Source organism: Marivirga aurantiaca (assembly GCF_016679925.1).
Classification (GTDB): Bacteria; Bacteroidota; Bacteroidia; order Cytophagales; family Cyclobacteriaceae; genus Marivirga; species Marivirga aurantiaca.
Genome location: NZ_JAEQBW010000001.1, coordinates 1,290,064 through 1,313,329 on the forward strand (window position 1 = coordinate 1,290,064; position 23,266 = coordinate 1,313,329).

The 23,266-nt window shown below is 36.1% G+C and carries 20 protein-coding genes; 8 read left to right on the forward strand and 12 right to left on the reverse strand.

All coding sequences use genetic code 11. The annotated features are described in order from the left end of the window. Positions 1–4: 4 nt before the first annotated feature. From JKA74_RS05315 to JKA74_RS05325, 3 genes are all read right to left on the reverse strand, one after another. The gene (locus JKA74_RS05315) at positions 5–2,005 is read right to left on the reverse strand and encodes an OmpA family protein (RefSeq protein WP_201430110.1); all 2,001 of its coding nucleotides are present in this window, start codon (positions 2,003–2,005) and stop codon (positions 5–7) included. Positions 2,006–2,103: 98 nt separating this feature from the next. Continuing rightward, entirely contained in the window at positions 2,104–3,300 is a 1,197-nt protein-coding gene (locus JKA74_RS05320) for a mechanosensitive ion channel family protein (RefSeq protein ID WP_236587505.1), read from the reverse strand. After that, positions 3,300–6,236, reverse strand: coding sequence for a hypothetical protein (locus JKA74_RS05325; RefSeq protein WP_201430111.1), 2,937 nt, complete (start codon positions 6,234–6,236; stop codon positions 3,300–3,302). The genes JKA74_RS05320 and JKA74_RS05325 overlap by 1 nt, the downstream gene beginning before the upstream one ends. 431 nt (positions 6,237–6,667) lie before the next feature. Between JKA74_RS05325 and JKA74_RS05330 the strand changes: the two genes are divergently transcribed. From JKA74_RS05330 to JKA74_RS05355, 6 genes are all read left to right on the forward strand, one after another. Continuing rightward, a complete protein-coding gene (locus JKA74_RS05330; protein WP_201430112.1) occupies positions 6,668–8,293 on the forward strand; it encodes an ABC-F family ATP-binding cassette domain-containing protein in 1,626 nt (541 codons plus the stop codon). Positions 8,294–8,423: 130 nt separating this feature from the next. Then, positions 8,424–9,554 carry an MBL fold metallo-hydrolase gene (locus tag JKA74_RS05335; protein WP_201430113.1) on the forward strand — a complete coding sequence of 377 codons (1,131 nt, stop codon included), beginning with the start codon at positions 8,424–8,426 and terminating at the stop codon, positions 9,552–9,554. Beyond that, a complete protein-coding gene (locus JKA74_RS05340; protein WP_201430114.1) occupies positions 9,551–10,243 on the forward strand; it encodes a pseudouridine synthase in 693 nt (230 codons plus the stop codon). Before JKA74_RS05335 ends, JKA74_RS05340 begins: the two co-directional genes overlap by 4 nt. 92 nt (positions 10,244–10,335) lie before the next feature. After that, positions 10,336–10,683 carry a translation initiation factor gene (locus JKA74_RS05345; RefSeq protein ID WP_201430115.1) on the forward strand — a complete coding sequence of 116 codons (348 nt, stop codon included), beginning with the start codon at positions 10,336–10,338 and terminating at the stop codon, positions 10,681–10,683. Between the two features lie 100 nt (positions 10,684–10,783). Continuing rightward, entirely contained in the window at positions 10,784–11,278 is a 495-nt protein-coding gene (locus JKA74_RS05350; protein WP_201430116.1) for a DUF2062 domain-containing protein, read from the forward strand. A 271-nt stretch (positions 11,279–11,549) separates the two neighbouring features. Continuing rightward, a complete protein-coding gene (locus JKA74_RS05355; RefSeq protein WP_201430117.1) occupies positions 11,550–12,395 on the forward strand; it encodes a universal stress protein in 846 nt (281 codons plus the stop codon). A 390-nt stretch (positions 12,396–12,785) separates the two neighbouring features. Here JKA74_RS05355 and JKA74_RS05360 read toward each other — a convergent pair whose 3' ends face one another. The 4 genes from JKA74_RS05360 to JKA74_RS05375 all read right to left on the reverse strand — a co-directional run bounded on the left by JKA74_RS05360 (position 12,786) and on the right by JKA74_RS05375 (position 16,081). Then, a complete protein-coding gene (locus JKA74_RS05360; protein WP_201430118.1) occupies positions 12,786–13,190 on the reverse strand; it encodes a hypothetical protein in 405 nt (134 codons plus the stop codon). 83 nt (positions 13,191–13,273) lie between these two features. Next, a complete protein-coding gene (locus tag JKA74_RS05365; protein WP_201430119.1) occupies positions 13,274–13,975 on the reverse strand; it encodes a Crp/Fnr family transcriptional regulator in 702 nt (233 codons plus the stop codon). Positions 13,976–14,217: 242 nt separating this feature from the next. Further along, positions 14,218–14,877, reverse strand: coding sequence for a response regulator transcription factor (locus tag JKA74_RS05370; protein ID WP_201430120.1), 660 nt, complete (start codon positions 14,875–14,877; stop codon positions 14,218–14,220). A gap of 79 nt (positions 14,878–14,956) precedes the next feature. Continuing rightward, positions 14,957–16,081: a sensor histidine kinase gene (locus JKA74_RS05375; RefSeq protein WP_201430121.1), complete on the reverse strand. Its 1,125-nt coding sequence runs from the start codon at positions 16,079–16,081 to the stop codon at positions 14,957–14,959. Positions 16,082–16,240: 159 nt separating this feature from the next. Here JKA74_RS05375 and JKA74_RS05380 point away from each other — a divergent pair, with 159 nt between their 5' ends. Continuing rightward, a complete protein-coding gene (locus JKA74_RS05380) occupies positions 16,241–16,672 on the forward strand; it encodes an Hsp20/alpha crystallin family protein (protein WP_236587506.1) in 432 nt (143 codons plus the stop codon). 62 nt (positions 16,673–16,734) lie between these two features. Here JKA74_RS05380 and ppsA read toward each other — a convergent pair whose 3' ends face one another. The 3 genes from ppsA to JKA74_RS05395 all read right to left on the reverse strand — a co-directional run bounded on the left by ppsA (position 16,735) and on the right by JKA74_RS05395 (position 20,566). Next, positions 16,735–19,158 carry a phosphoenolpyruvate synthase gene (gene ppsA, locus JKA74_RS05385; RefSeq protein WP_201430122.1) on the reverse strand — a complete coding sequence of 808 codons (2,424 nt, stop codon included), beginning with the start codon at positions 19,156–19,158 and terminating at the stop codon, positions 16,735–16,737. Positions 19,159–19,202: 44 nt separating this feature from the next. Further along, positions 19,203–19,580: a cupin domain-containing protein gene (locus JKA74_RS05390; protein WP_201430123.1), complete on the reverse strand. Its 378-nt coding sequence runs from the start codon at positions 19,578–19,580 to the stop codon at positions 19,203–19,205. 617 nt (positions 19,581–20,197) lie between these two features. Beyond that, positions 20,198–20,566: a hypothetical protein gene (locus tag JKA74_RS05395; protein WP_201430124.1), complete on the reverse strand. Its 369-nt coding sequence runs from the start codon at positions 20,564–20,566 to the stop codon at positions 20,198–20,200. A gap of 293 nt (positions 20,567–20,859) precedes the next feature. Between JKA74_RS05395 and JKA74_RS05400 the strand changes: the two genes are divergently transcribed. Continuing rightward, complete coding sequence (locus JKA74_RS05400) at positions 20,860–21,297, forward strand: peptidylprolyl isomerase (protein ID WP_201430125.1); 438 nt, start codon at positions 20,860–20,862, stop codon at positions 21,295–21,297. Positions 21,298–21,369: 72 nt separating this feature from the next. On the opposite strand, the gene JKA74_RS05405 is transcribed toward JKA74_RS05400, so the two are convergent. Then, positions 21,370–22,224, reverse strand: a complete 855-nt coding sequence (locus JKA74_RS05405) for a CvfB family protein (RefSeq protein WP_201430126.1) — start codon at positions 22,222–22,224, stop codon at positions 21,370–21,372. Positions 22,225–22,323: 99 nt separating this feature from the next. Beyond that, complete coding sequence (locus JKA74_RS05410) at positions 22,324–22,986, reverse strand: hypothetical protein (protein ID WP_201430127.1); 663 nt, start codon at positions 22,984–22,986, stop codon at positions 22,324–22,326. Positions 22,987–23,266 lie beyond the last annotated feature (280 nt).

Here is a 23,266-nt window from a genome sequence, read left to right on the forward strand (position 1 = left end):
GACTTCAATCAAACACGATTTCAAATTCTACTCTTCGGTTTTTAGCCCTTCCCTCGGCTGTATCGTTGCTTTCAATAGGTTTCATTTCTCCATAACCCACTGCATCCAATCGTAAAATAGCAATGCCTTTATCCATGAGATATTTTTTGGTAGCTTGTGCCCTTTTGTGTGATAATATTAAATTCGCATCGTCATCTCCCTGATCATCAGTATGACCTGAAATTTTTAATTTATAATCCACATTCTCCTGCATCACTTCCACAACTTTATCTAAAATAGGATAAGATTGTTCTCTGATGACATCCTTTGCCAGCTCAAATTCAATTCCTTCCAGGGCTTCTTTCAACACTTCTTTGGTTTCTTCTGTTATTTCCGGACAGCCATTATTCTCAGCTACACCAAAAAGCGTTGGACAATCATCTTCTATATCTATAATGCCATCTTCATCAGTATCTTTTGGCTGGGGCTTCTCCCAATCCATAGAGATTATTTTAATGGTAATTCTATCTGAGTAATCAATATCTGTTTTGATACTCGGTTTTATGGAATCATTGAAAGGGATGGACTCACCAGCTCCTTTTATCCTTAAACGATCTGAATGAACACCCTTGTTTTCAAAATACTGCCCTACAGCCTTGGCTCTATTATAGGAGAGCCTTTCATTTTCAGATGATAAGGGTAATTGCTGTGTATGCCCTATTATCTCAACTTGCATTTTCGGGTAGCTTTGTAATAGGGAAGCAAACCTGTCCAGTTCAAAATAAGCATCAGGCCGAAACATATCCGCATTATTCACAAAAGTAATGTGGTGCACAGGAATTTCACTTCCCTTTAGGATGGGAATCAATTGAAGAGTTTCCTTCAATTCTTTGTATTCGTTCATATTACTCAAATCCTGATACTGTAAAAGGCCAATATATCCTTTCTTTACGGCCATATATTGATAAGTGAATCCTTTCGCCAATATATGGCTGAAACCTGTTTCAACATCTGAAACAATGCTTTCATTCTGTTTATAATCATTAATGTTAGTAAAAACTACTTCAGCCTCCATTTTGGCACCATTAATGGAATAAACAACTTCCCCTGAAAGTAGTAATACAGGATCAGGCCTGAATTTATAAGGCAAGGTCATGGTATAAATATCCTTGGATCCGCCTACACTACCCTTAGTGGTTACAAAAAATGCATCTTCTCCTGAAGCATCAATGGTATAGTAGGCTTCAAATTCAGAAGAATTCACTTCAGCCCCTAAATTCTCAGGTTTCGACCATTTCTGCCATGAATCATCCAATCGTTTGGAATAATAAATATCGCTGTTGCCATAACCTCCATGTCCATAGGAAGCAAAAAACAATGTTTTATTGTCAGCCGCCAGAAAAGGAGAAAATTCGGGTGAAGAAGAATTAATTTGTGGCCCCAGATTAACAGGTTTTGACCAATTATATTCATCAATCTTAAAACTCACGTATAGATCCTGATCACCATAGCTGTTTTCCTGTTCAATAGCCAATAGCATCGATCGTTCATCATTGGCTATATAATAATCAATGTATTCATTCAAATTGTAAAATTCCTGAATATAAATCATTTCAGGATAACCCCAAAGATTACCTTTTTTCCTTGAAATAGAAGCCCCATCAAGCACATCCCCGTATTCATCATATCCGTTGATGACAAGCATGGAATGGCCATCTGTAGATACGGAACTCACTCCATTGGGATGTTTATCATTCAAAGGTTCCCCAATATTTCTTGCAGGTTGCCAACTGTTATTAAGCATTTGAGACATATATATATCCTGAGCATCTTTAGTACCTGCAAAATTTTCCGGGTAATTTTGCCTGGCGAAAAACAAGGTTTTACCATCCGGTGAAATGATGGGCTTGGTTTCGTCATAAGAAGTATTGATGGCCGTGCCCAAATTTTTAGGTGTGGTATTCTGAGCCAGAGTTGTTAAAGGACTAAAAATCAGGAGTAGGATCAATTGGTAAAGTAGCTTCATCGTCAGGTTGTGAGTTTTAGCACGCTAAATAAATCATTTTATCATTCAATAGGAAATAATAATAATTTGTATGTCAAAATCCTTGAATGAAAATCCATTTAAAAACTACCATCCAGGATGTTTTGATGAACCAATTCTTTGATAATTAATTCTGTCATTTCACTTTTGAATTTAAATTCATCCCGTATGTCCATTACATAAGCTTTTACTTTCATTTTATAATAAGTGTGATTGTTGTTCACCTCATTAATAAACAGAATGGTGATGGGTTTCTCCAAATAAATATATTTGGAAACAGTGGCTGCCTGGGTGGCAATTTTTCTTACTGCAATTGTATCAACAGTGATGGGTAGAAAAATTTCGGCTACTACCTGGCAATTGGGCTCTCCACTATTGGAGTTTGACAATGAGCTATTCATCATGACTGCATTAGGTACGGCCACTAAAGAATCATCAGGTGTAACAATCCTGGTGGAGCGAAGTCCAATCTCAACCACCTCACCATAATATTTGTCTATTTCAATTTTGTCGCCCGATACAAATGGCCTGTCCAACAGAATCACGATTCCACCAAAAATATTCTTCAGGATATCCTGGGAGGCGAATCCTACTGCCACCCCTATGGAAGCTGAAAAAGCCAACATAGTTGCAGCTGTGGGTTGAAAAATCACCATGATAATCAACGTAAGAATAATCACCCAGCCTATAATTTTTACAATCGGAATAGAACCTTTAAAGGCAATTCGATAGGTTGTGCTTCGCTCAGCAAGTGCATTTAGTATGAAAGTGACCACGCGGATAGCAAAATAGCCTATCAACAGGAGCACCATTGAGTAAAAGATATTATTTCCTGTTAAGATTTTTTTTAAATCACTCTCTTCATCCTCTGCTTCTTCTTCCAACTTCTTATCCAGTTCTGCTATGAGTGTATCTAATTTTTGAATCGAGGAGTCTTTCGGTTTTTTATCAAAAAAGATACTGTCCAGTTTAGAACGCTTATCTGTTTTCTCAGAAGTTTTAATGGGAGCTTTCTGTTTGGCAATGGGAATGACAGCCGGAACAATGGGTGATTTTTGGACGCTATCCATTTTTCTCCTGGCATCAGGGTTAATTTTCTCTTTTTTAACTTTTGTGCTATCCTGGACAGTGCTGGTAGTATCCTGAACGGGAGTTATTGTATCACTAGATACATTTGCAGTGTCCTGTGCATGCGTCATGGAAATACTTCCCATTAAAAGGAAAAACACCATCCATTTTTTAAGAAAAACCTTCATTTTGCTGTAGTCAGTCATCATTAACCAATAATCATATTTTTTGAGCGTAACAATTGTACTGTATTCCTATAAACAATAGGATTTACCATATAAAGGTCATTCTGATGAAATAGGATACCATCTTCCATCATTTCCAAAACCAAAAACCTTACCTTTTGTATATCTATGGCCAGGACTTGTGCCACTTGGTCTTCACGAAGCCCGTCATGCATCACCAAAGAGAGTAATATAAATATTCTGTCTGTTTGCAGGGAAGTCAGAAAGCTTAAATCAGGTTTTTTAAAGTTCCTGATGACGATGCTTTGGCCACTTACGTCCCTGGTGGATAAAAGCCAGTACATAAGCGCCATACTAATATTGCTTTTAGCAAAAGCATTTAATTCTTTAAAAAAGCGTTCTTTTAAATAAAGTTGTTTTTCCTTTTCATTCAATCGTCTATATTTTTTGTCTTGCAAATCTTTTCTGGATGCTTCAAATTCAATTTTAAAACCACTGATCCTGTTTCTTTTAATAATCAACTGGCTGATATTTTCGGCACTCATGGGAGCCAGCGGAATGTGGTAACTGAAAAAAGCACTCATTTTCAAGGATCTCTCAAGATAATTAAAAGTATAAACAGACATAGAAGCTATCCAAAAGATGTTTTTCTGGGTAGCCGTAATAATTTCAATTAAAGCAATAAGCGCGGTTTGACCATGCAAAACCCGCAGGAAAATGTTTTGCAAATCCTCCAGAATAATAATTTTCTTGTTCCCTTCATTCAAGTGCGCGATAACAGATTGGCTATCTGCCAGGTTTTCATTTCCCAATAGTTCGGAAAAGGTAAGAAACAAGTCTTCTGTCTTCGGATTATTTCCGCTAAATGCATGGCGAATGGGTGTTTGATTGAACTTGATGGATTTAATCCCATAATTAATAAGAGAGGTAAGCCCGCTCCATTTTTCTCCGGTGAAAAGTACGGATGCATATTTTCCTTTTTCCCAGGCCGCATAAGCTTTGGCTAAATGACGTAATTCATTTTCTCTTCCCTCAAATAAAACACTATCGTTAAGGGGCTCTATGGCGTATAAACGTTTGTAAATAATAGGCAATTGTTCAATGATGGTATTAGAATCACTCAGGAAATCTGAAACCGCCCTGTTAGGTTCAATGGATATGGTAGCAGAAAGGAATCTTCTACTAAACTGCTCCTGATAATATAGTGCTTTTCTGTAAAGCTTAATAGACAGACGCTTCCCTTCACTGTATAATTTATGAGCTTCATTGACCACCTTTTGAGTAATGACTTCTGATTTTTGTAAAGCTTTGGCTTTATTCAAACGGATACGTAAGGCCGATACGTTTTCATTCTCCTTTAATTCCTGTAAATCAGAGATGAAAGCCGTGGTAGTTTTCTTTAACTCATTTTCACAAATAAGAATAATTTCTTTAAGGCGCTCATAGGCTTCGGCAGATTTGTTTTCTGCCCTTTGAAAACCATCACTGATAATTTTAAGAGCTTCAAGCTCATTCTGTTCTTTATCCAGTGCACCGGATGCAGTGCTTAGCATATAACTTACCATTTCATCAATATCCCCCACTAAAACGAGCAGTTCATCCATTTTTTGGAAGATACTGCTCTTCAAAGCTTCCAGTTCATCGTTTAGCCTGGGCTCTATCTCAAATGACAACAATTCAAAATTGGAGATTTGTAATAAATCACTATCTGCCAATGGTTCATTAAAACGATTGTTTTTAGTGACCACATATTGGTTGCCCATTTGATTGATCCGCTCATTGATCTGGTATTCTAATCTGTCTATCTGGTTGAGCAGACTGTTTTGAGCAAGTGTTTCCTGCAATTTTTGGAGTAGACCCTGGTCCAATTGCTTTTTGGTTTGGTAATTGACCTGGGTGATTTTCTTGTGTAACTCCTCAATATCCTCATGTTTGTCATATTCAAAATTCGCATGTGCTTCTTTTAAAAACTGATCAATCCCCTTCAGGTAAGAATTATTTATTTTTTCGTTCCATGCATAAATGTTAGTCGTTAATTTGAATGTGCCGGATTGAATAAATGCCTGTAAGGCAGAAAGTTCCAGCTCCGATCTCCAATCTTCATACAATGCATAGGCTGTATTTTCCCAATGATGATGATTTTTCTCCCATTTCTTATGATATTTAACTGCTTCCTTTTCCAGATTTTTAGGAGAAAGTTCCCTTCTTCTATATTCAATAGTTCCTGCCAGTTCGAAATCACGCGTAAATGCATCAATGCCTATTTCGTACCATTTATTTATTTGATGAGTGATTGTTTTTTCGAATTCAGGATTAAAGTAATCAATAGTAACATCTAGAATTTCATTATCTTGATATTCATAATGCTTCTCAAAATCTTTAACCGACTCTAAGGCAATTAAATATTCTCTCTGAATCAGATTTTCCAATACCGTCATTTGAGGATAAAAAGCAATGATCAAATGCTTTTCAAATAACTTTTTATTACTGATTTCATGTTTCCAGTACCTTAGTAGTTTCTTCTTTTTTCTAAAAATATTTAAGAAAAAGAATGGCAAACGACTTAAGTAGAAGAAAAAGGATTTGAAAATTTTCCGGATTTTCAGGAAAAAACCATCAGTTTTCAAAAGGCGGAAGCGCTCCTTTTTTTGTTGTTTTATAATCACATCATGTAAAACAGCCAGGATTTCATGAGCTTTCTCAAAAAGTGCAGGATGTAGTTGATCAATACGCGTTTCAGTCGGCTTTTGGTGGAGAATGGACTTAAGATGATGGAAAATTGCCTGTTTATTTTTATCCTTGACTGAGAAATCATCAGAATTCCCTAGTTCTTTCTTTTTAGAGAGAATAAAATCATACTGGTTTTGGACAAATTCTTTCTTTTGCTGAAGCTGATTTTGAAAATATTTTTGCAGGTATTGCCGCCACTCCCCTGCTTTTTCGTACTGCTGTTCTTTCATTCTATGCGATCAGTTCTTGCTAATGTTATGCATTTTACCAATTATTCATGTCTGTTACAATTTTATGAGAATATTTAGATAGTATTAAGTAAAGGCAGGTCCGTACCGGCTTGTCTCCTACTGGTTATTACGATCATACAATTTCGGGCCAGCGAAATTCATAGTGAGCAATCCGATGGTTATGAGCTACCTCCTATCAATCAATTACTTTCCGAATTTTTTAGCCGCACAAGGTGTTCGCTATACTACTAACAACCACTTAAATCAATATTCCTTTAGCAACGAAAGCAGAAATATTTAAGTCATTGATAACCAGTTAATAAAAATATCAGAATCTTTATAATATTCCCAACAAAACGATTAATTATCTACGGTTTTGTTAATTCATGCCGTGAAATATTCTTACCTTTGCCCCCTGATTTAAAAAGCATATGATTACTACAAATAATTTAACCCTTCAATTCGGTAAAAGAGTCCTTTTTGATGAAGTAAATATAAAATTTACTCAAGGCAATTGCTATGGTGTAATTGGTGCCAACGGAGCCGGAAAATCTACTTTTTTAAAGATACTGGCGGGTGAAGTAACCCCTACCAAAGGTTCAGTTTCTTTAGATGCCGGTAAGCGAATGGCCGTACTAAAGCAAGACCATAATGAGTTCAATGAACATACGGTTTTAAATACTGTAATGATGGGCCATGATAAGCTTTGGAATAACATCCAGGCGAAAGAAGAATTGTACAGTAAGCCTGATTTCTCTGAAGCTGATGGTATTAAAGTGTCTGAATTGGAAGAGGAGTTTGCTGAAATGGATGGCTGGAATGCAGAATCTGATGCTGCCTCTTTATTAAGTGGCCTGGGAATTGAAGAAGAACATCATTATAAATTACTGAAGGATATCAGCGGTAACTATAAAGTACGTGTGTTATTGGCACAGGCTTTATTTGGTAATCCTGATGTATTGATCCTCGATGAGCCTACCAATGATTTGGATATTTATACCATCGCCTGGTTGGAAGATTTCCTTTTGGAGTTCAAGAATACAGTTATTGTTGTATCTCACGATAGGCACTTTCTGGACACGGTATCTACCCATATTGTGGATATTGACTTTAATAATATCAGCATGTATTCCGGTAATTACAGCTTCTGGTACCAATCAAGCCAGCTGGCCTTAACTCAAAAAAGTTCTGCCAACAAAAAAGCAGAAGAAAAGAAAAAAGAATTACAGGATTTCATTGCCAGATTTAGTGCCAATGCTTCTAAATCGAAACAAGCGACCAGTAGAAGAAAATTATTAGATAAAATCAGCGTAGAAGACATTAAACCGTCTACCAGAAAGTATCCGGCCATTATTTTCAATCAGAACAGAGAAGCCGGGGATCAAATCTTACAAATTGAAAAACTCTCCAAAGCTGTTGAAGGAAAATCCTTAATTAAAAACCTTGATTTATTTGTCAATAAAGGTGATAAAATAGCAGTAATCAGTAAAGACAGTTTAGCGACTACTGCTTTTTATGAGATATTGAATGGTAATATGAAAGCTGATTCAGGTGAGTTTAAGTTCGGACAAACCATTACCACTGCTTACCTGCCTAACCATAATGATGAGTATTTTAAATCAGATGAAAACCTGATTGATTGGCTAAGGAATTACTCCAAGGAAAAAGATGAAGTATATATCAGAGGCTTTTTAGGTAAAATGCTTTTCTCTGGTGAAGAAACCTTCAAGTCAGTAAACGTGCTTTCAGGAGGAGAAAAAGTGCGTTGTATGGTGTCAAAAATGATGTTGGCCGGTGGTAACTTATTGATGCTGGACGAACCTACCAACCATTTGGATCTGGAATCTATCCAGGCGTTTAACAATAGCCTAAAAGATTTTCCCGGAACAGTATTGTTTACTTCTCATGATCATGAATTCACACAAACTGTTGCCAACAGAATACTTGAAATTACACCAAACGGTATCATAGATAGCTTAAAAACCTATGATGAATACATGGAAGATGATAATATTCAGGCACAAAGAGCTAAATTGTACGAAAAACAGCTGGCTTAAACATCAACCAACAAAATCTGTTTTATATTTAGCATGAAATGAGCATAAATTTTAGAATCCTTAACATACCAACCGAGGATGAATAAAATTTATTGAATTCCATATGGCCGTTGACAATATACATATACACATGAATTTATTAAAGAAACTATTAAAAGGCCTGCTGATTTTGCTGGCCTTTTTTGTTATTGTATTTTATATGGTGAAATTTTTCCATACTCCTATCGGCAGAGCTCCTGAGAAGTCAGCCATGCAATCATCTGATTATTATCAGGATGGTGAATTTATAAATCCGGTACCTACTTCGAGTGCCGATTTCTCTCAGCTGCCTGAAATACTCAAAAGCTACTGGAACAGAAAAGCGGAGAAAAGACCCAATTCAGGATATATATTTGAGGAAACAGGAAAATCTAAATTAGAAGAAGATACAACAGGCAGCGTTTTTGTAAATTGGTTGGGACATGCAGCACTTTTACTTCAAAAAGAGGGTAAATATATCCTTACTGATCCTATGTTGAGTAAAAGAGCCTCTCCTTTTTCTTTCCTTGGTCCAAAAAGATACAACCCCTCACCTATCCCTACAGAGGATTTACCGGAATTGGAAGCAGTGATTATTTCTCATGACCACTATGACCATCTGGATTATGAAACCATTGTGAAGTTAAAAGATAAAACCAAATTCTTTTATGTGCCCCTTGGCGTAGCGGCTTCACTGGTTTATTGGGGAGTGGCACCGGAGAAAATCAAAGAATTTAACTGGTATGATAGCTTTCAACAGACTGATGATCTTAAAATTACAGCAACACCGGCCCGTCATTTTAGTGGTAGATTATTCAGTCGGAACAATACTTTTTGGGCTTCATGGGTAATCAAATGGGGTGAGGAAAATATCTACTTTGGTGGTGATACGGGTATTTTTGACCGCTTCGCAGAAATAGATGAAAAATTTGGACCTTTTGATATCGCATTTATGCCTGTAGGTGCCTATAATGATGCATGGCACGATATCCATATGAATCCGGAAGAGGCAGTTGATGCTTTCCGGCAAATGAGAGCCGATAAGCTATATCCTATCCATTGGGGTACTTTTGATCTTGCATTACATAGTTGGTACGAGCCTATTCAAAAATTAACAGAAATGTCTGAAGAGAGAAATATTCCATTAACTAGCACACCTCAGGGACAATGGTTTTCTCTTGATGAATCTGGCTTTGATTTGAACTGGTGGAGAAAATATTCCACTATCCTTAATTTAAAATGATAGAATCATTAGAAATTATTTATCGGGATGATACTATAGTTGCGGTGAACAAACCACACGGACTATTAGTACACAGAACCAAAATGGCCAATGATGCAGATGAATTTGCTTTACAAATACTTCGGGATCAATTGGGACAAAAAGTTTATCCCGCGCACAGAATTGATCGAAAAACATCAGGTATATTGCTATTTGCTTTAGACCCTGAAACGGAAAGGCAATTAAATGCACTCTTTGCCTCCCAGGCCATTAAAAAAGAGTACTGGGCTATTGTAAGAGGATATATTCCTGAAGCCGGCACCATTGATTATACACTCAAAAAGGAAAATGGGAAAATGCAGGAAGCAGTCACCCATTTTAAGCGATTGGCCAGCACAGAGATTGATGTTCCTTTAGGAAAACACCTAACTTCACGCTATTCTTTGGTGGAAGTAAAGCCAGAAACGGGCAGGATGCACCAGATCAGAAAGCATTTGGCGCATATTAATTATCCTATTATTGGTGACAGACCTCATGGCTGTAATAAACAGAACAAGCTTTTTAAAGAGAAATGGGAAATGGACAGAATGATGTTGCATGCTTTCAAAATGCAATTTAATCATCCTGTTGATGGAAAAGAGGTGATTATTGAAGCAAAGCTATCGGAAGATTTCCAAAGAACGCTGAAATTTCTTTCTTTTGAAGTATGATTAGCGGTAGTTTTAGAAGGTGTATGAGCTACTGATGTTGAATAAATAAATTTAAAGGTCTGTGAGTCACAGATCTTGGGTGATAATTAGTCATGAGCAAGAAAAATAAAAAAGGCAGAGAGGGAATTGTTTATTCCACCAGCGATGAGTTTGAATATCAATATGATGAAGATCAGCAGCAGGAAACGCTTCCTCCGCAGCAACAAAATCTGAAAGTGCAGTTGGATAAAAAAGCCAGAGGTGGAAAGCAAGTAAGCCTGGTGACAGGTTTTATCGGAACCGAGGACGATCTAAAAGATTTAGGCAAACTCCTCAAGTCCAAATGTGGTGTCGGTGGAAGTGTAAAAGATGGTGAAATTCTGATCCAGGGAGATTTCAGGGATAAAATCATGGAAGTATTGCAAAAAGAAGGTTATAAGCCTAAGAAAATGGGAGGTTAAACTTTTATGGCAATGAAATTATCCCTCCTTTAATCATGTTGTCTACTTGACTGATCACTGAATGAAAACCTTGATATACGTATCATGCTTATTTATTTGAATGATACAATTTTTTAATTTTCATAGAGACAAATACTGGTTCCGACTTAAGCGCTATGTAATGGGCATTCTAAAGTCGCATAAATCAGATAAAACAATTGCCTGGAGCTACTCTTTAGGTACTTTTGTAGCCATTCTGCCCACGCCCGGATTTAGTACGTTTATCGGTCTTGCATTAATCGCTGTATTTAAGCAACTCAACAAGATGGCAGTTCTATTGGCCATGATCATTTGGAATATTTTTACAGTAGTGCCTGTTTATTGGTTCAGTTTTAAAATTGGTCAGATGTTATCTATCACCAGTACAACCACCCTTTTCAGCAATGGTCTTGCCAATGAAATCCTACAATATTTAAAAGAATTTATGGTGGGTAATTTATTGATCACTATTCCGGTTTCCATCATTAGCTATTTTGTAGCAATGGTATTATTAAGAAAGTCCCGCCTCATGAGGGAGAAGAGAGCGATGGGAAAATTCAAAAGTGGAATAAGATAAAAATCTATTACAGCTTGCTAAAATAAACATCTCCAAAGTCTGCTTTACTGCCAATATGCATAATGAAGAATATGAAAGGGCTGTTTTCATCTATGCATTACAATCCAAACTTAAGTCATTATAAATCACACAAAATACTGATTTATATCATCTTATATGATAATTGTTTGACCGATATTTAAGTAAAGAATTTCTCAGAGAATATCTTATAGTTGCTTCTCAAAGAAAAACTTTTTTTAAAGTTATTGTTCACATTTAAATTGTAGAAACCATGATTAAGCGAATATTGGTCCCGATTGACTTCTCAGATTGCTCTTATAATGCACTGCGATATGCTACATTACTTGCTGAAAAACTAAGCGTCCAGGAAATGGTCATCCTGCATGCTTATTCAGCTCCACTGTCTTATGCTGATCTTAATATTTCTTACGACCTGACTTATACAGCCACTGCAATAGAAAATGAAATTGAGGCAGATTTTGATAAACTTGAGACAAAGGTACCTGAACTAAAAGGCATCAAATATAAAATGGTGAAGAGAGATGCATATCTTGATGAAGCAGTTCTTAAAGTGTGTCTGGCCCATCAAATTGATCTGATTGTGATGGGAACGCAGGGTGCCAGTGGTATAGATCAAGTAGTTCTTGGCACCAACACCCATAGAATTATCAACGAGCAAATTTGCCCGGTTTTGGTAGTGCCTGAAAATGCAACATTCCACCCTATTAAAAACATTGCCTTGTCCAGTGACTATAAAGGAATAATGTCCGAACTTTTACATCCTCTTAAAGCCATCAGACACGCATTTGCTTCTGATGTACATGTAATTCACATTAGTGAAAAAAGTGTTTTGGAGAAAGAGAAGGCAGCAGAGGCAAAAAACCTGGAATTATACCTAAAGGATTTGCCTCACCAGTATCACTTTTTAGTGGCTGAGGATATAGAATTGGCTTTAGAGGACTTTGCCAAAACCAATCATATAGAGCTACTGGTGGTTTATCCACGCAAAAAAGGCCTCTTCCAAAGAATTTTTGGAAAAAGTGAAAGTAAGTCAATTATCTTTCATACCCGAATACCTTTGTTGGCTCTCTCCCCTTATAAGAAGACAAAGCATTAACTCTTAGCGTGAGGTCAGACCAAAGGTCAGTACCGGGCTTGGCTTCCATTGGTTATTGCGAGCATGCTATTCCGTGTCAACGGAATTCATGTAAAGCAATCTGTTGGCTTTCTTTTCCGGGTTTTGCTAGGGGTTCAATCAGACGGTTTGGAATTGTCCTGACCAAGGATAGCCAATTCCCTCTCTGCTTGCCCTCGTTCTGTCTCAAAAACGAGCATTTGTCATGTTGGCAAACATAGCTCAATTAGCAGAAAGTTTGTGAGGACACTAACTTTGGCGACTTGAGTGGTATCCTAAATAAAAGATAGGTATCGGGTACTACTTTATTAGCATTAACTTTTCCCTGTAGTACCCGATTTCGCCTATCGTTGGACGGCTGGTTGATGAGCATTATTGCACATGATAAAATCGTTCTATAGCTTTTTCCAGTCCTTTTGTTAGCGCCATTACCTTATGATGATACTCCTTATATTTCTCATGATTATGCTGGTAAACTAAATGATTATCTGCCTCACTTCTATGATCATCAATAATATCCTGACCCAGACTGTTTCTTTCATTTTTATCCTTCAAAGCCAATTCGTGCTGATTGAGTCGGTTTCTGTGTTCAATGAGAGTTCTTAAATGATTCATAAGTAGAGCTTCATGGTACGTAAGCGCTTCATTAATGAAACCCAATATATTATCCAATACTTCAATCTCTTCTTCCCACAACCTTAAATCGCGGGACCACATTTGAAGATCGGAATCCCATGACTGATACTCTTTCTGCATCATAAGCTGTTTAATATCCATGTTATTAAGTTTTAACCAAATTTCTCCATTTTAGATCAATTAGCTGATGATCTGTATCAAGTAGCCTAGTGATATTAATCAAATCAATGATATAACTTAGCAATACGTTTTAACCCTTTGGGATTTTTTATGATGAGATCCTGACCCTCTGAAGAGATAAGGCCTTCTGCTTTGAATTCAGTAAGCAAACGTATAGCCGTTTCTTTGGCGGTCCCGGCCAGTTTGGCCAAATTACTCCTGCTTAAGTTGATAATAGCAACTGATCCATTTCTGTATATAACTTCCAACTCTAACAGAAGTGAAGCTAAGCGACCTCTTACCGGCTCGTATGCCAATGAAACTAATCTTTCTTCTATTCTCTCCAGATCTGAACACAAAAGTTTGACGAAATGGGCCATTATTTCCGGATTTTTACTACATAGAAATTCAAAATCCCTGGCATCCATATAAAAGATTTCTGCATCTTCAATGACTTCTGCGTAATCAGAGAATTTTTTCTTAAAAAGAAGTGCCTGGTGCCCCAGCACATCTCCCTCAGATAATATCTTAATAATTTGCTCTTTGGCATTAGAGCCATATCTACTAATTTTAAGCTTACCGGATTTGATGAAAAACAACCCTCTGGCTATTACTCCGGGATTAAATAGTATTTGGCCTTTCCTGAAAAATTTCTTTTCCACGTAATCATGCATTTCTGCAAAAGGCAAAACACTTTTTTCATTATTTATAAAAGAAGAAAAAGAAGTTTCTCTTTGATTCAAGGAGCTAAAGGGGTTGGTTCTCATGGCGAATTAAGGTTAGGTGAAAAAGTTTGATAGTATAAAAAATAGTTCTATAGTAAAATTCACTCCTATTTTCTTCATATGTAAGACGTGAAAAACCTATTTTTCCAGCTACCAGTTTTATCTATTGACTCTAAGTATTTTTACGTAGTCAAAAGGTTTCACTTAACTACCAGTTTATTTTAAATCCAACTGGAATTTGGAAAATAAAGTGATGGGTCATCCAATTAGATAGTGGAATAAAATCATTTTATATTGTGTGTAAGAGCATATTTTACCAGCCCGGCAGTATTCTTTGCATTGAGCTTTTGCATAATATTTCGTCTGTGGGTATCTATTGTTCTGGGGCTTAAAAACAATTTTTCAGATATCTGTAGGTTGGTGTATTCTTCCGCTATCAGTCCCAGTATTTCGGTTTCACGTTCAGTTAATACATCCGTAGCTTTCACTTCTTTTCTATCTTCCTTACCGGATAAATAATTCAATAGCTTGTCCGAGGCTTCTTTTCCGAAATAACTTTGTCCTTCTGCCACCCTAAAGATGGCATGCACAAGCTCTTTTTTACTGGTAGTTTTAAGAATATAACCTAAAGCCCCTTCCTGTAATATATCAATAATATGAGATTCATCATCATGCATGGACAATGCAAGTACGTTCAGGTGAGGAAACTCCATTTTAATTTGCCTGGTAGCAGATATTCCATCCATTTGAGGCATACTGATATCCATTAAAACAACTTTCACATTCCTGTGTATATTTCTTAATAATTTAAGCGCTTCATCTCCATTAGCTGCGATACCCACCACTTTAATTCCATCAGATTTACTAAGTAGGGCTTTAATCCCATCACGCACTATTAAATGGTCATCTACTATCAAGACATGTGTGTTTCCTTTTCCCAACATATATATTCATTTCCAATAATTCGACTTTCAGAAATATATACGTAGGTTCCTATTGAATAAATGTAATAATTAGGAGTTTTTATAAAACAATTGGAATGAGTATTTTAATTTTCGTGCCAAGTTTAGTAGAGTTCACCACGATTTTGCCATCCATAGACTTCACTCTTAATTGAATATTTCGCAGTCCAATTCCCGCTTGTTGAGTTTCCTGAAAATGAAAACCATTTCCATCATCTTCAACTTTCACTTTAATACTATCAGCCTCTTTTTTTAATGAAATATGAAGAGAGCCAGCGTTGGCATGTTTGATAGAATTCTGAACGAGCTCTTGAACAATACGATAAATATTTAGCATGTGAAATCCTGAAAGCATCTCATCCACCTGCTGAATATCCGCTATCACACTCGTAGTGCTGTTTCTGTTAATATTTTCAGCCAGATGTTTCAATGATTTTGACAACCCTACTCGTTCGATTGCAGGAGGCATTAAATCATGTGAAATTGCCTGTGTCTCATTGATGGCCAAAGAGAGCAAGCCCAAAGCTTCATCAAAAGATTTTTGTTCTGTTTCATGCAAATCATCCACACTTTCCTGGAGAGATTTCAGGTTTAAGGAAACAGCTGATAATGTTTGAACCAGCCCATCATGAAGCTCACCGGCTATTCTTTTCCTTTCTTCTTCTATGCCTGTTAACAATGCATCTGTTATAGGCTTTGTAGAGTTTTTCTGATTCGAAGTAGCAACCTCATAACCATGGATAGTTCCTGTCCTTCGATCCTCCTGAGTTATATGATCATCAATATGTGCGAGTGAAATTTCCCTCATTTTCTTTTCGAAATATTGATCGATCTCATTAATACCTGAAAGGAATATAACAGTTCTATTATTATTTATTGGAGTGAATTTTACTCGCGAATCCAGCTGTATGCCTTTTTTGCTAAACATCTGAACCTGCGTTATGGCTTTTTTTCCACTTATATCACCAAAATTAGCAGAAGAGCTTGTCGTATCATTATCATCAATTAATTTAATTCCTGGTATTAATATTTTAATTGGTTGCCCAATCAATTCTTCCTTTTTATAGCCAAATACTTTCTCAACATTTGTATTTACAACTTCAATTTTACCCTCTGCATTATAAACAATAACGCCTTCTTCCATGGCTTCTATTATTTCCTTATACATAGATTCATGGTCTTTCATGATGTAAAATTTACCATTATTCAAATTGCTGAACCCGATAGCACAATATGATAACTATCAATAAAATCACTGATGTGTATCATAGCGTTGGTCTATGATTGAACGTAATTTTGTACTGTAAAACGAAATTTTTTCAACTATTTAAAAAAGGAGGTAATTATGAAATTGATGACACGACCATCGACTTTTTCCGGAACAGCAAGTTTATTTGATGATTTTTTTGAAGATTTTCCAAGTACCAAATTGGGAAACGGTTTTAAAAATGTTCCTTCCGCCAATGTAATCGAACATGAAAATGAATTTATCATTGAACTGGCTGCCCCGGGTATAAAAAAAGGAGACTTCAACATTGATATGGCTAATGGGCAACTGATCATCAGTGCAGAGCAAAAGGATGAAAAGGAGGAAGAAAATGAAAACTTCACCAGAAGGGAATTTAGTTATAACAGCTTTTCCAGAGCTTTCACTTTACCAGACTCCATTGATTCTGACAAAATCAATGCACAATATAAGGAAGGTATTTTAAAACTGAACTTACCTAAAAAAGAAGAGAGTAAGAAACAAGCCAAGAAACGAATAGAAATCAAATAAAATTTAATGTAGTAACGAAGGCCATCTCCAATTGTGATTGTGGGATGGCTTTTATAATTTCACTAAGATTTCACGCCCTGCTTCAGGTATGACTCCACTCGATTGATAGTTTCTATTCCTTTAATGATATTATCCGGACTAAAAGTGATACTATCTATCCCTAATCGAATCAATAAATCTGCAAACTCGGATGAATCCCCTGCAGCCTGTCCACATAATCCCACAAGAATGGATGAATCATGAGCTTTGTTAATTAAATCTTTGATGGATCTTTTAATGGCTTCATTTTCAGCATCAAATAAATCAGATAGCACAACAGAATCACGTTCCACTCCTAAAGATAATTGAGTCAGATCATTGGAACCAATGGAGAAACCATCAAACAATTGAGCAAATTCCTCAGCAAGAATAACATTACTGGGAACTTCTGCCATCAAATAAATTTCAAGCGCATTTTCTCCTTGTTTGAGTCCGTATTCTTCCATAATTTTCAACACCTTTCCTGCTTCCTTGGGTGTTCTGCAGAAAGGGATCATCAATTTCACATTAGTGAAGCCCATTTCATCCCTTACGAGTTTCATTGCTTCACATTCCAGACGAAAAGCTTCCTTATAGCCTTCACTGTAGTACCTTGAGGCTCCTCTCCATCCAAGCATGGGATTTTCCTCTTTAGGTTCAAATTGTTTTCCTCCAATCATATTAGCATATTCATTGGTCTTGAAATCACTCATTCTAACCAATACTTCCTTTGGATAGAAAGCTGCTGCTATAGTGGCCACTGATTGAGACAGCTTTTCAATGAAATAAGCTTCCTTATTTTCAAATTGTGTGGTCAATTCTTCTATTTGCTGCTTTACTTCAAGGTTTTTGATGGATTTAAAATTGACCAATGCCATGGGATGAATTTTGATGCTATTGGCAAAAATAAATTCAAGCCGTAGTAAGCCTACACCTTTATTGGGTAAAAACGACAATTTAAAAGCCTGACTTGGATCGGACAACATCAACATTACTTTCGTTCGTGGCAGTTTAACATCGCTTAAAACAATTTCTTTAGCATTCCATTCTAACAGACCTTCATATACAACACCTTTTTTAGCGCTTGCGGCACTCACCGTAATTTCTTGCCCATCTTCAATTACATTTGTAGCATTTCCGGTACTTACAACAGCAACCGACCCGGTTTCATTGGCTATGATAGCAGCATGGCTGGTAATCCCTCCCCTGTCGGTGATGATGGCTAAAGCCTTCCTTAGTACCGGATCCCAGTCGGGATTGGTATGGTGGGTTACTAAAATTTCACCTGCTTGCAATAAGTCGATCTCTGCCGGGCTTTTTAAAATTCTTGCTTTTCCTGAAATAATTTTATTTCCTACCTTGATGCCTTCAATAAGTATATTTCCTTCTTTAAGTAGTTTATAATCAGAAAAGTGCGTTACTTTCGGTTCTTCTATATATCGTGTAGTTGGTCTTGCCTGCACTATATAAATTTCATCATCCACGCCATCTTTAGCCCATTCAATATCCATAGCAGACTGATAATGTTCTTCTATTTGAGCTGACCAATTTCCCAGTTTCTCAATCTCTGTATGGGTCAATACATACTGTTCTTGCTTTTCTTTATCAGTGTTCAGGTTTATTGTCTTAGTTTCAAGTGAAAGTGCTGATTCTTTTGTTGGGATTACATAAGTCATCGTTTTCTGCTTTGCCCCAAGATATTTGGATAGAATAGCTTTTTTATTACTTTTAAGTGCCGGTTTATAAAGAATAAACTCATCAGCTGTGATATTTCCCTTGACCACATTCTCTCCCAAGCCCCAGGAGCCTCTGATAGTCACAACATCATTAAAACCAGTTTCAGGATCGAAAGTAAAGGCTATTCCTGCACAAGCTTTATCTGACCGCACCATTTTTTGTACACCGATAGAAAGCCCTACCTCCAAATGATTAAAATTGTTTTCTTCGCGATACTTTATGGCTCTATTGGTGAACAATGAAGCATAGCAAGCAATACACGCATGCAATAGCTCTTCTTCTGATTCAATATTGAGATAACTTTCCTGCTGACCCGCAAAACTAGCGTAAGGCAAATTTTTAAATGCAGCACTGCTCCTTACCGCCAGTTGTATATCACTTCTGTATTTGGAATTCAAATGTTTAGATGCCGCTATTATCTCATCGGATAAGCTTTCAGGTAATGGCACATTCATGATCAATGTTCTGCAGGCATTACCAATTATATTCAAATTGGAGAATTCTTTCCTATCCAGCTTATTAAGTATCTGGTTTAATTTGTTGCGTATATTATCACTATCCAAGAAAGCCCAATAAGCATCGGTGGTAATAACGAATCCGTCCGGTATGTTAATTCCTTTTGGAGCCAACTTATTATATAGCTCACCAAGCGAAGCATTTTTACTTCCAACTTTGTTTACATCATCAAGGCTTACATTTTTAAAAAGTGATATGTATTTGTAGTTGTGCATATTACATTGTTATGATTCTACTAATCTACTTTACTGCATTAAAATCAAACTGATGTTGATTCTTTTATAGATCTTTCGGTATCGGCTTCTTCAAATACTCCATATGCAATTTCAAGGATAGTAGCAGGCTTTCCCTGGGTAATAATCTGGTGTTCTGTTAATGTTGGTATAAAAAATTCATCGTCTTTTTGTCCTTCAATAATCATATCTCCAATTACAAGTATAGGATCTCCACTAATGATCTTCCAGAACTCACTTCTATTTTCATGATACTGCAAAGAAAGTTCCTTTCCGGCCTTTATATTGATTAATTTAACAGTACATGGCTCTTTATGACAATACTGTTCGAATTGTCCCCAGGACCCACTATCCTTGTATACATTTACATCATTCCTGGTATAGGTTTTGGCTTTGCTCTTCATAATTTTAGTTGTTTAGTTCTATCAAAGCAAATGATTAACTTTTCTCTAAACGATGATATTCATTATTTCCAACGTTGATCCTTGTCACCACTATGGTTATTAATCCTGAAGATTTTTTAATTGATTATTGCTAAATTGTTAAATACGGCAAGCCTTGAATTAAAGGGATGGAAACCTGAATAAAAACATAAAATTGATCATAATCTCCTCTGACGCTGATATATATCATCGGGAGATGCTATCGGATTGATTAACTTCGTTCTAACAAGTAAGAGATAAAAGACAGGCAGAAAAATGCAAGTATATAATTTTTTTAGTTCTTGAAATTTTTCAATTCTTATGAAATGAAATTGGGATAGATTAAAAAATTATCATGCAGATTCTAAAAAATTTAATTATTCTTTAGATGAAGTCATAATAACTGTAGCTTGTAATTGATAAAGTACTATTGGTAAATATTAAGCTATCTACTAATGTAAAAGGAAACATCAATTGGGTGGGAATTCGTTCATAAGATCAGCCCCCACCTACTGTAAATTTATTAAGAATAGGATAGAAATATGATTCAGACATTCCTGATATCCAATTGACCTCAATACAAGTAACAACCCAATTTTCTACTTCTCAAAAAGTCTGTCTTCCATAACAACTGTTTCAACTGTAACTTCCAATATATTGGCTGAACTGCTATTGGTGATAATCTGGTAACTGCTGAGTGAAGCTATATAAAACTCATCTCCTTTTTGCGCATCAATTTTTGCTTTGGTTATCATTATAGTAGGATTCCCACTCAATATTTTCAGGAGCTTACACTGATTATTTCGAAAAATACTTTTACTGTCTCTATGTATGTGGATGATTCTAATTTGACAGGGTTTATGTTGAAAAAATTGCTCAAAATAGTCCCAGAGTCCATGTATTCTGAAAGCCTCGACCTCTTTTTCAATTCCCACCTCGTTTCTTTTATTGACTTTCTGGAATACCATATCTTTTGTTTTTATTCATCAAAACAAATAATATCCGAAGTTAAAAACGATGATATTCATTATTCCTATAGTTGATATGTATCAATTATAGGAATATCTGCCATGGTATATGAAGAGCTAAAGGCAATAAAAAGCCTAAAAGTGCAATGCTGAGAATGGCATAAGGCAATAATTATACGTAAACCAAAATCATAGGGCACATTTTTGTTAATTCTTCCATTTCATAAGGAATTATCACCTAATTATTTAATAGAATGCACTATTTTTACATTCTGAAATAAAAAAATAAAAATATGAGTAAAGCGGAAATAGTAACCAACAGAGGCACTTTAAAGATTGAATTTTTTGATAAAGACGCCCCTAAAACTGTCAAAAATTTTCACGATTTGGCCAAAAAAGGATATTATGATGGATTAAAATTCCACAGAGTTATTCCTGAATTTGTGATTCAGGGAGGAGACCCAACTGGTACCGGAGCCGGTGGCCCGGGTTATTCTATCGATTGTGAATTAGATGGGGAGAACCAATTTCATGATAAAGGAGTGCTTTCTATGGCTCATGCAGGTAGAAACACGGGAGGATCACAATTCTTCATATGCCATAACAGAAAGAACACACAACATTTAGATCGTAATCATACTGTTTTCGGTAAGGTTTATGAGGGACTGGACATTATTGATCAAATTAAAGCAGGTGATGTAATGGAAAAAGTGACCATTACTGAAGAGTAAATTGATCATCTATAAAAGTGAAAAGCCACAGATTTTAAAATTTGTGGCTTTTTTATTTTCCTAAGATTGTAGTTAAACTTCTTCCATGCTGTAAATACCATCAGCTAATATTTTGATCTTCTTTTCTTTATAAAGATGGCCGATTTGTCTTTTAAATTCTTTCTTGCTCAATCCGAAAACTTCTTTGATTTTTTCAGGATCTGATTTATCATGATAAGGCATATAACCTTCATTTTCAGCGAGTAGGGTAAGGATTTCTTTTTGCTTTTCTTCTTTCTCTATAAACCATTGCACATCAATTTTGCCATCGGCACGCAAAGATTTGATCTTGCCTTTGCTCTCCATGCCAATATCCAATGGCTCAAATACCGTATTTTGATAGATTAATCCTTTATATTTCTGGTCAACCACTACTTCATATCCCAGTTCTGTGATTCTATAGACCATTAAATCAACTACCTGACCTTCTTTCAAATCACCATAGCCACTCTCAAGGAAAGTATCAATATGCATAGAGGCTACTATCCTTTCCGTTTTAGGATCAATAGTGACATAGGCAACAATCCAGTCACCCACCTCCAAATCGTCTGTTTGTTCTGAATATGGGATGATTAAATCTTTTTCAAGTCCCCAATCCAGGAAAGCTCCCACAGTAGTAATTTGCTTTACCTCGAAAAAACCCATTTCATTTACCTCAGCTACAGGTTTGAGTGTAGTCGCAATCCACCTTTGCCCTGAATCTTTGTAAATAAAAACATCAATTTCCTGATCATCTTCCGGCATGCGGGCAGTACCCTCAGAGTTTAAAAATTCCTTGGGCACATATTTATTGGGTAATAGTACATCCTGATCACCATCGCTCAAATACAAGCCTTGAGGGGAATCACGAACAATTTTAAGCTTATTCCATTTTCCTAATTGTAACATAGATGCAAGTTAGCTATGTTTTTGATTAAGGTTAAAATTGCCAGGCTATTATTTTTAAATAATAGCCTGGCACATATAATTTTTCTCTTATAGTGACTACTAATTGATTATTCTTCTCTTCTGCCAAAAAGACCCTTTTCTTACCTGTTTAATATAAAAAACAATTGCCGGGGTAAATATTGCTGCCGGCAATAGCCAGCCTACCCAAAGTGGATTGGTTACTACATTTTGTACTAAGGCTGCGGTAACGGCTGCAATAAAAGTACCTCCCATTTTACCTATATGAGCTATCAGATATCTCTTTCTTTCAATACTTTTAGCCCTAAATAACTTTGCATCCTGTAAGAGGTTAAGAGTTAAAATAAGAGTGAAAATATTGATAATCATAAAAACACCATCAGTCTGAAAACCTGAATGAACAATAATATAGATGTGTACACCTACTAAAAGTACTACTGTAAAAGCCCACACTCCCCATTCTTTCCATCCTACTGATATTACTTTACTTTTATAAAGCTGCAAACTTCTAAACCCCATCACATTGGTATAAAAGACTAAAATTCCAACCATAAATAGGAAATAATTGGTTTTTAAGAGTGATAAAGCAAAGGCCGTAACTACCACGTACCACATGGTATAATAAAAAATCTTCCCAAAAGGACGGTGAACCTTCAAGCGTTTAGGTGAAACCATTGCTCCAATACCTGCTATAAGAGTAACCAAGCCGGCAATAGCATGGGTTATCAATAAAATATTTGTCATAAGAATCAGTTATCCAATTAAACTGCTAAAATCCACTCATTTTTATTCTCATACAAATAATAACGACCAAAGCCCCATAATCCTGAGATGAAATGACCACAGAACAGATGAATTATTTCTCACTTATTTAAGCTGTTTTTTAAAACTGATAGTTATTTCAAAACCTGATAACAAAACAATTCCTACAATGGGTACTGATTAATTGCCGGAATAGCTAGGATAGTTGAAGTATAATGGACTTTCCTTTGCTAAAGCTTCTTTTTTATCTGTTTTTTTCCAC

Excerpts from the sequence above, each read along its gene's own strand:
- JKA74_RS05315 (WP_201430110.1), bottom strand. The coding sequence starts at position 2,005 with ATGAAGCTACTTTACCAATTGATCCTACTCCTGATTTTTAGTCCTTTA.
- JKA74_RS05320 (WP_236587505.1), bottom strand. The coding sequence starts at position 3,300 with ATGATGACTGACTACAGCAAAATGAAGGTTTTTCTTAAAAAATGGATG.
- JKA74_RS05325 (WP_201430111.1), bottom strand. The coding sequence starts at position 6,236 with ATGAAAGAACAGCAGTACGAAAAAGCAGGGGAGTGGCGGCAATACCTG.
- JKA74_RS05330 (WP_201430112.1), top strand. The coding sequence starts at position 6,668 with ATGATTACTACAAATAATTTAACCCTTCAATTCGGTAAAAGAGTCCTT.
- JKA74_RS05335 (WP_201430113.1), top strand. The coding sequence starts at position 8,424 with ATGAATTTATTAAAGAAACTATTAAAAGGCCTGCTGATTTTGCTGGCC.
- JKA74_RS05340 (WP_201430114.1), top strand. The coding sequence starts at position 9,551 with ATGATAGAATCATTAGAAATTATTTATCGGGATGATACTATAGTTGCG.
- JKA74_RS05345 (WP_201430115.1), top strand. The coding sequence starts at position 10,336 with ATGAGCAAGAAAAATAAAAAAGGCAGAGAGGGAATTGTTTATTCCACC.
- JKA74_RS05350 (WP_201430116.1), top strand. The coding sequence starts at position 10,784 with ATGATACAATTTTTTAATTTTCATAGAGACAAATACTGGTTCCGACTT.
- JKA74_RS05355 (WP_201430117.1), top strand. The coding sequence starts at position 11,550 with ATGATTAAGCGAATATTGGTCCCGATTGACTTCTCAGATTGCTCTTAT.
- JKA74_RS05360 (WP_201430118.1), bottom strand. The coding sequence starts at position 13,190 with ATGGATATTAAACAGCTTATGATGCAGAAAGAGTATCAGTCATGGGAT.
- JKA74_RS05365 (WP_201430119.1), bottom strand. The coding sequence starts at position 13,975 with ATGAGAACCAACCCCTTTAGCTCCTTGAATCAAAGAGAAACTTCTTTT.
- JKA74_RS05370 (WP_201430120.1), bottom strand. The coding sequence starts at position 14,877 with ATGTTGGGAAAAGGAAACACACATGTCTTGATAGTAGATGACCATTTA.
- JKA74_RS05375 (WP_201430121.1), bottom strand. The coding sequence starts at position 16,081 with ATGAAAGACCATGAATCTATGTATAAGGAAATAATAGAAGCCATGGAA.
- JKA74_RS05380 (WP_236587506.1), top strand. The coding sequence starts at position 16,241 with ATGAAATTGATGACACGACCATCGACTTTTTCCGGAACAGCAAGTTTA.
- ppsA (WP_201430122.1), bottom strand. The coding sequence starts at position 19,158 with ATGCACAACTACAAATACATATCACTTTTTAAAAATGTAAGCCTTGAT.
- JKA74_RS05390 (WP_201430123.1), bottom strand. The coding sequence starts at position 19,580 with ATGAAGAGCAAAGCCAAAACCTATACCAGGAATGATGTAAATGTATAC.
- JKA74_RS05395 (WP_201430124.1), bottom strand. The coding sequence starts at position 20,566 with ATGGTATTCCAGAAAGTCAATAAAAGAAACGAGGTGGGAATTGAAAAA.
- JKA74_RS05400 (WP_201430125.1), top strand. The coding sequence starts at position 20,860 with ATGAGTAAAGCGGAAATAGTAACCAACAGAGGCACTTTAAAGATTGAA.
- JKA74_RS05405 (WP_201430126.1), bottom strand. The coding sequence starts at position 22,224 with ATGTTACAATTAGGAAAATGGAATAAGCTTAAAATTGTTCGTGATTCC.
- JKA74_RS05410 (WP_201430127.1), bottom strand. The coding sequence starts at position 22,986 with ATGACAAATATTTTATTGATAACCCATGCTATTGCCGGCTTGGTTACT.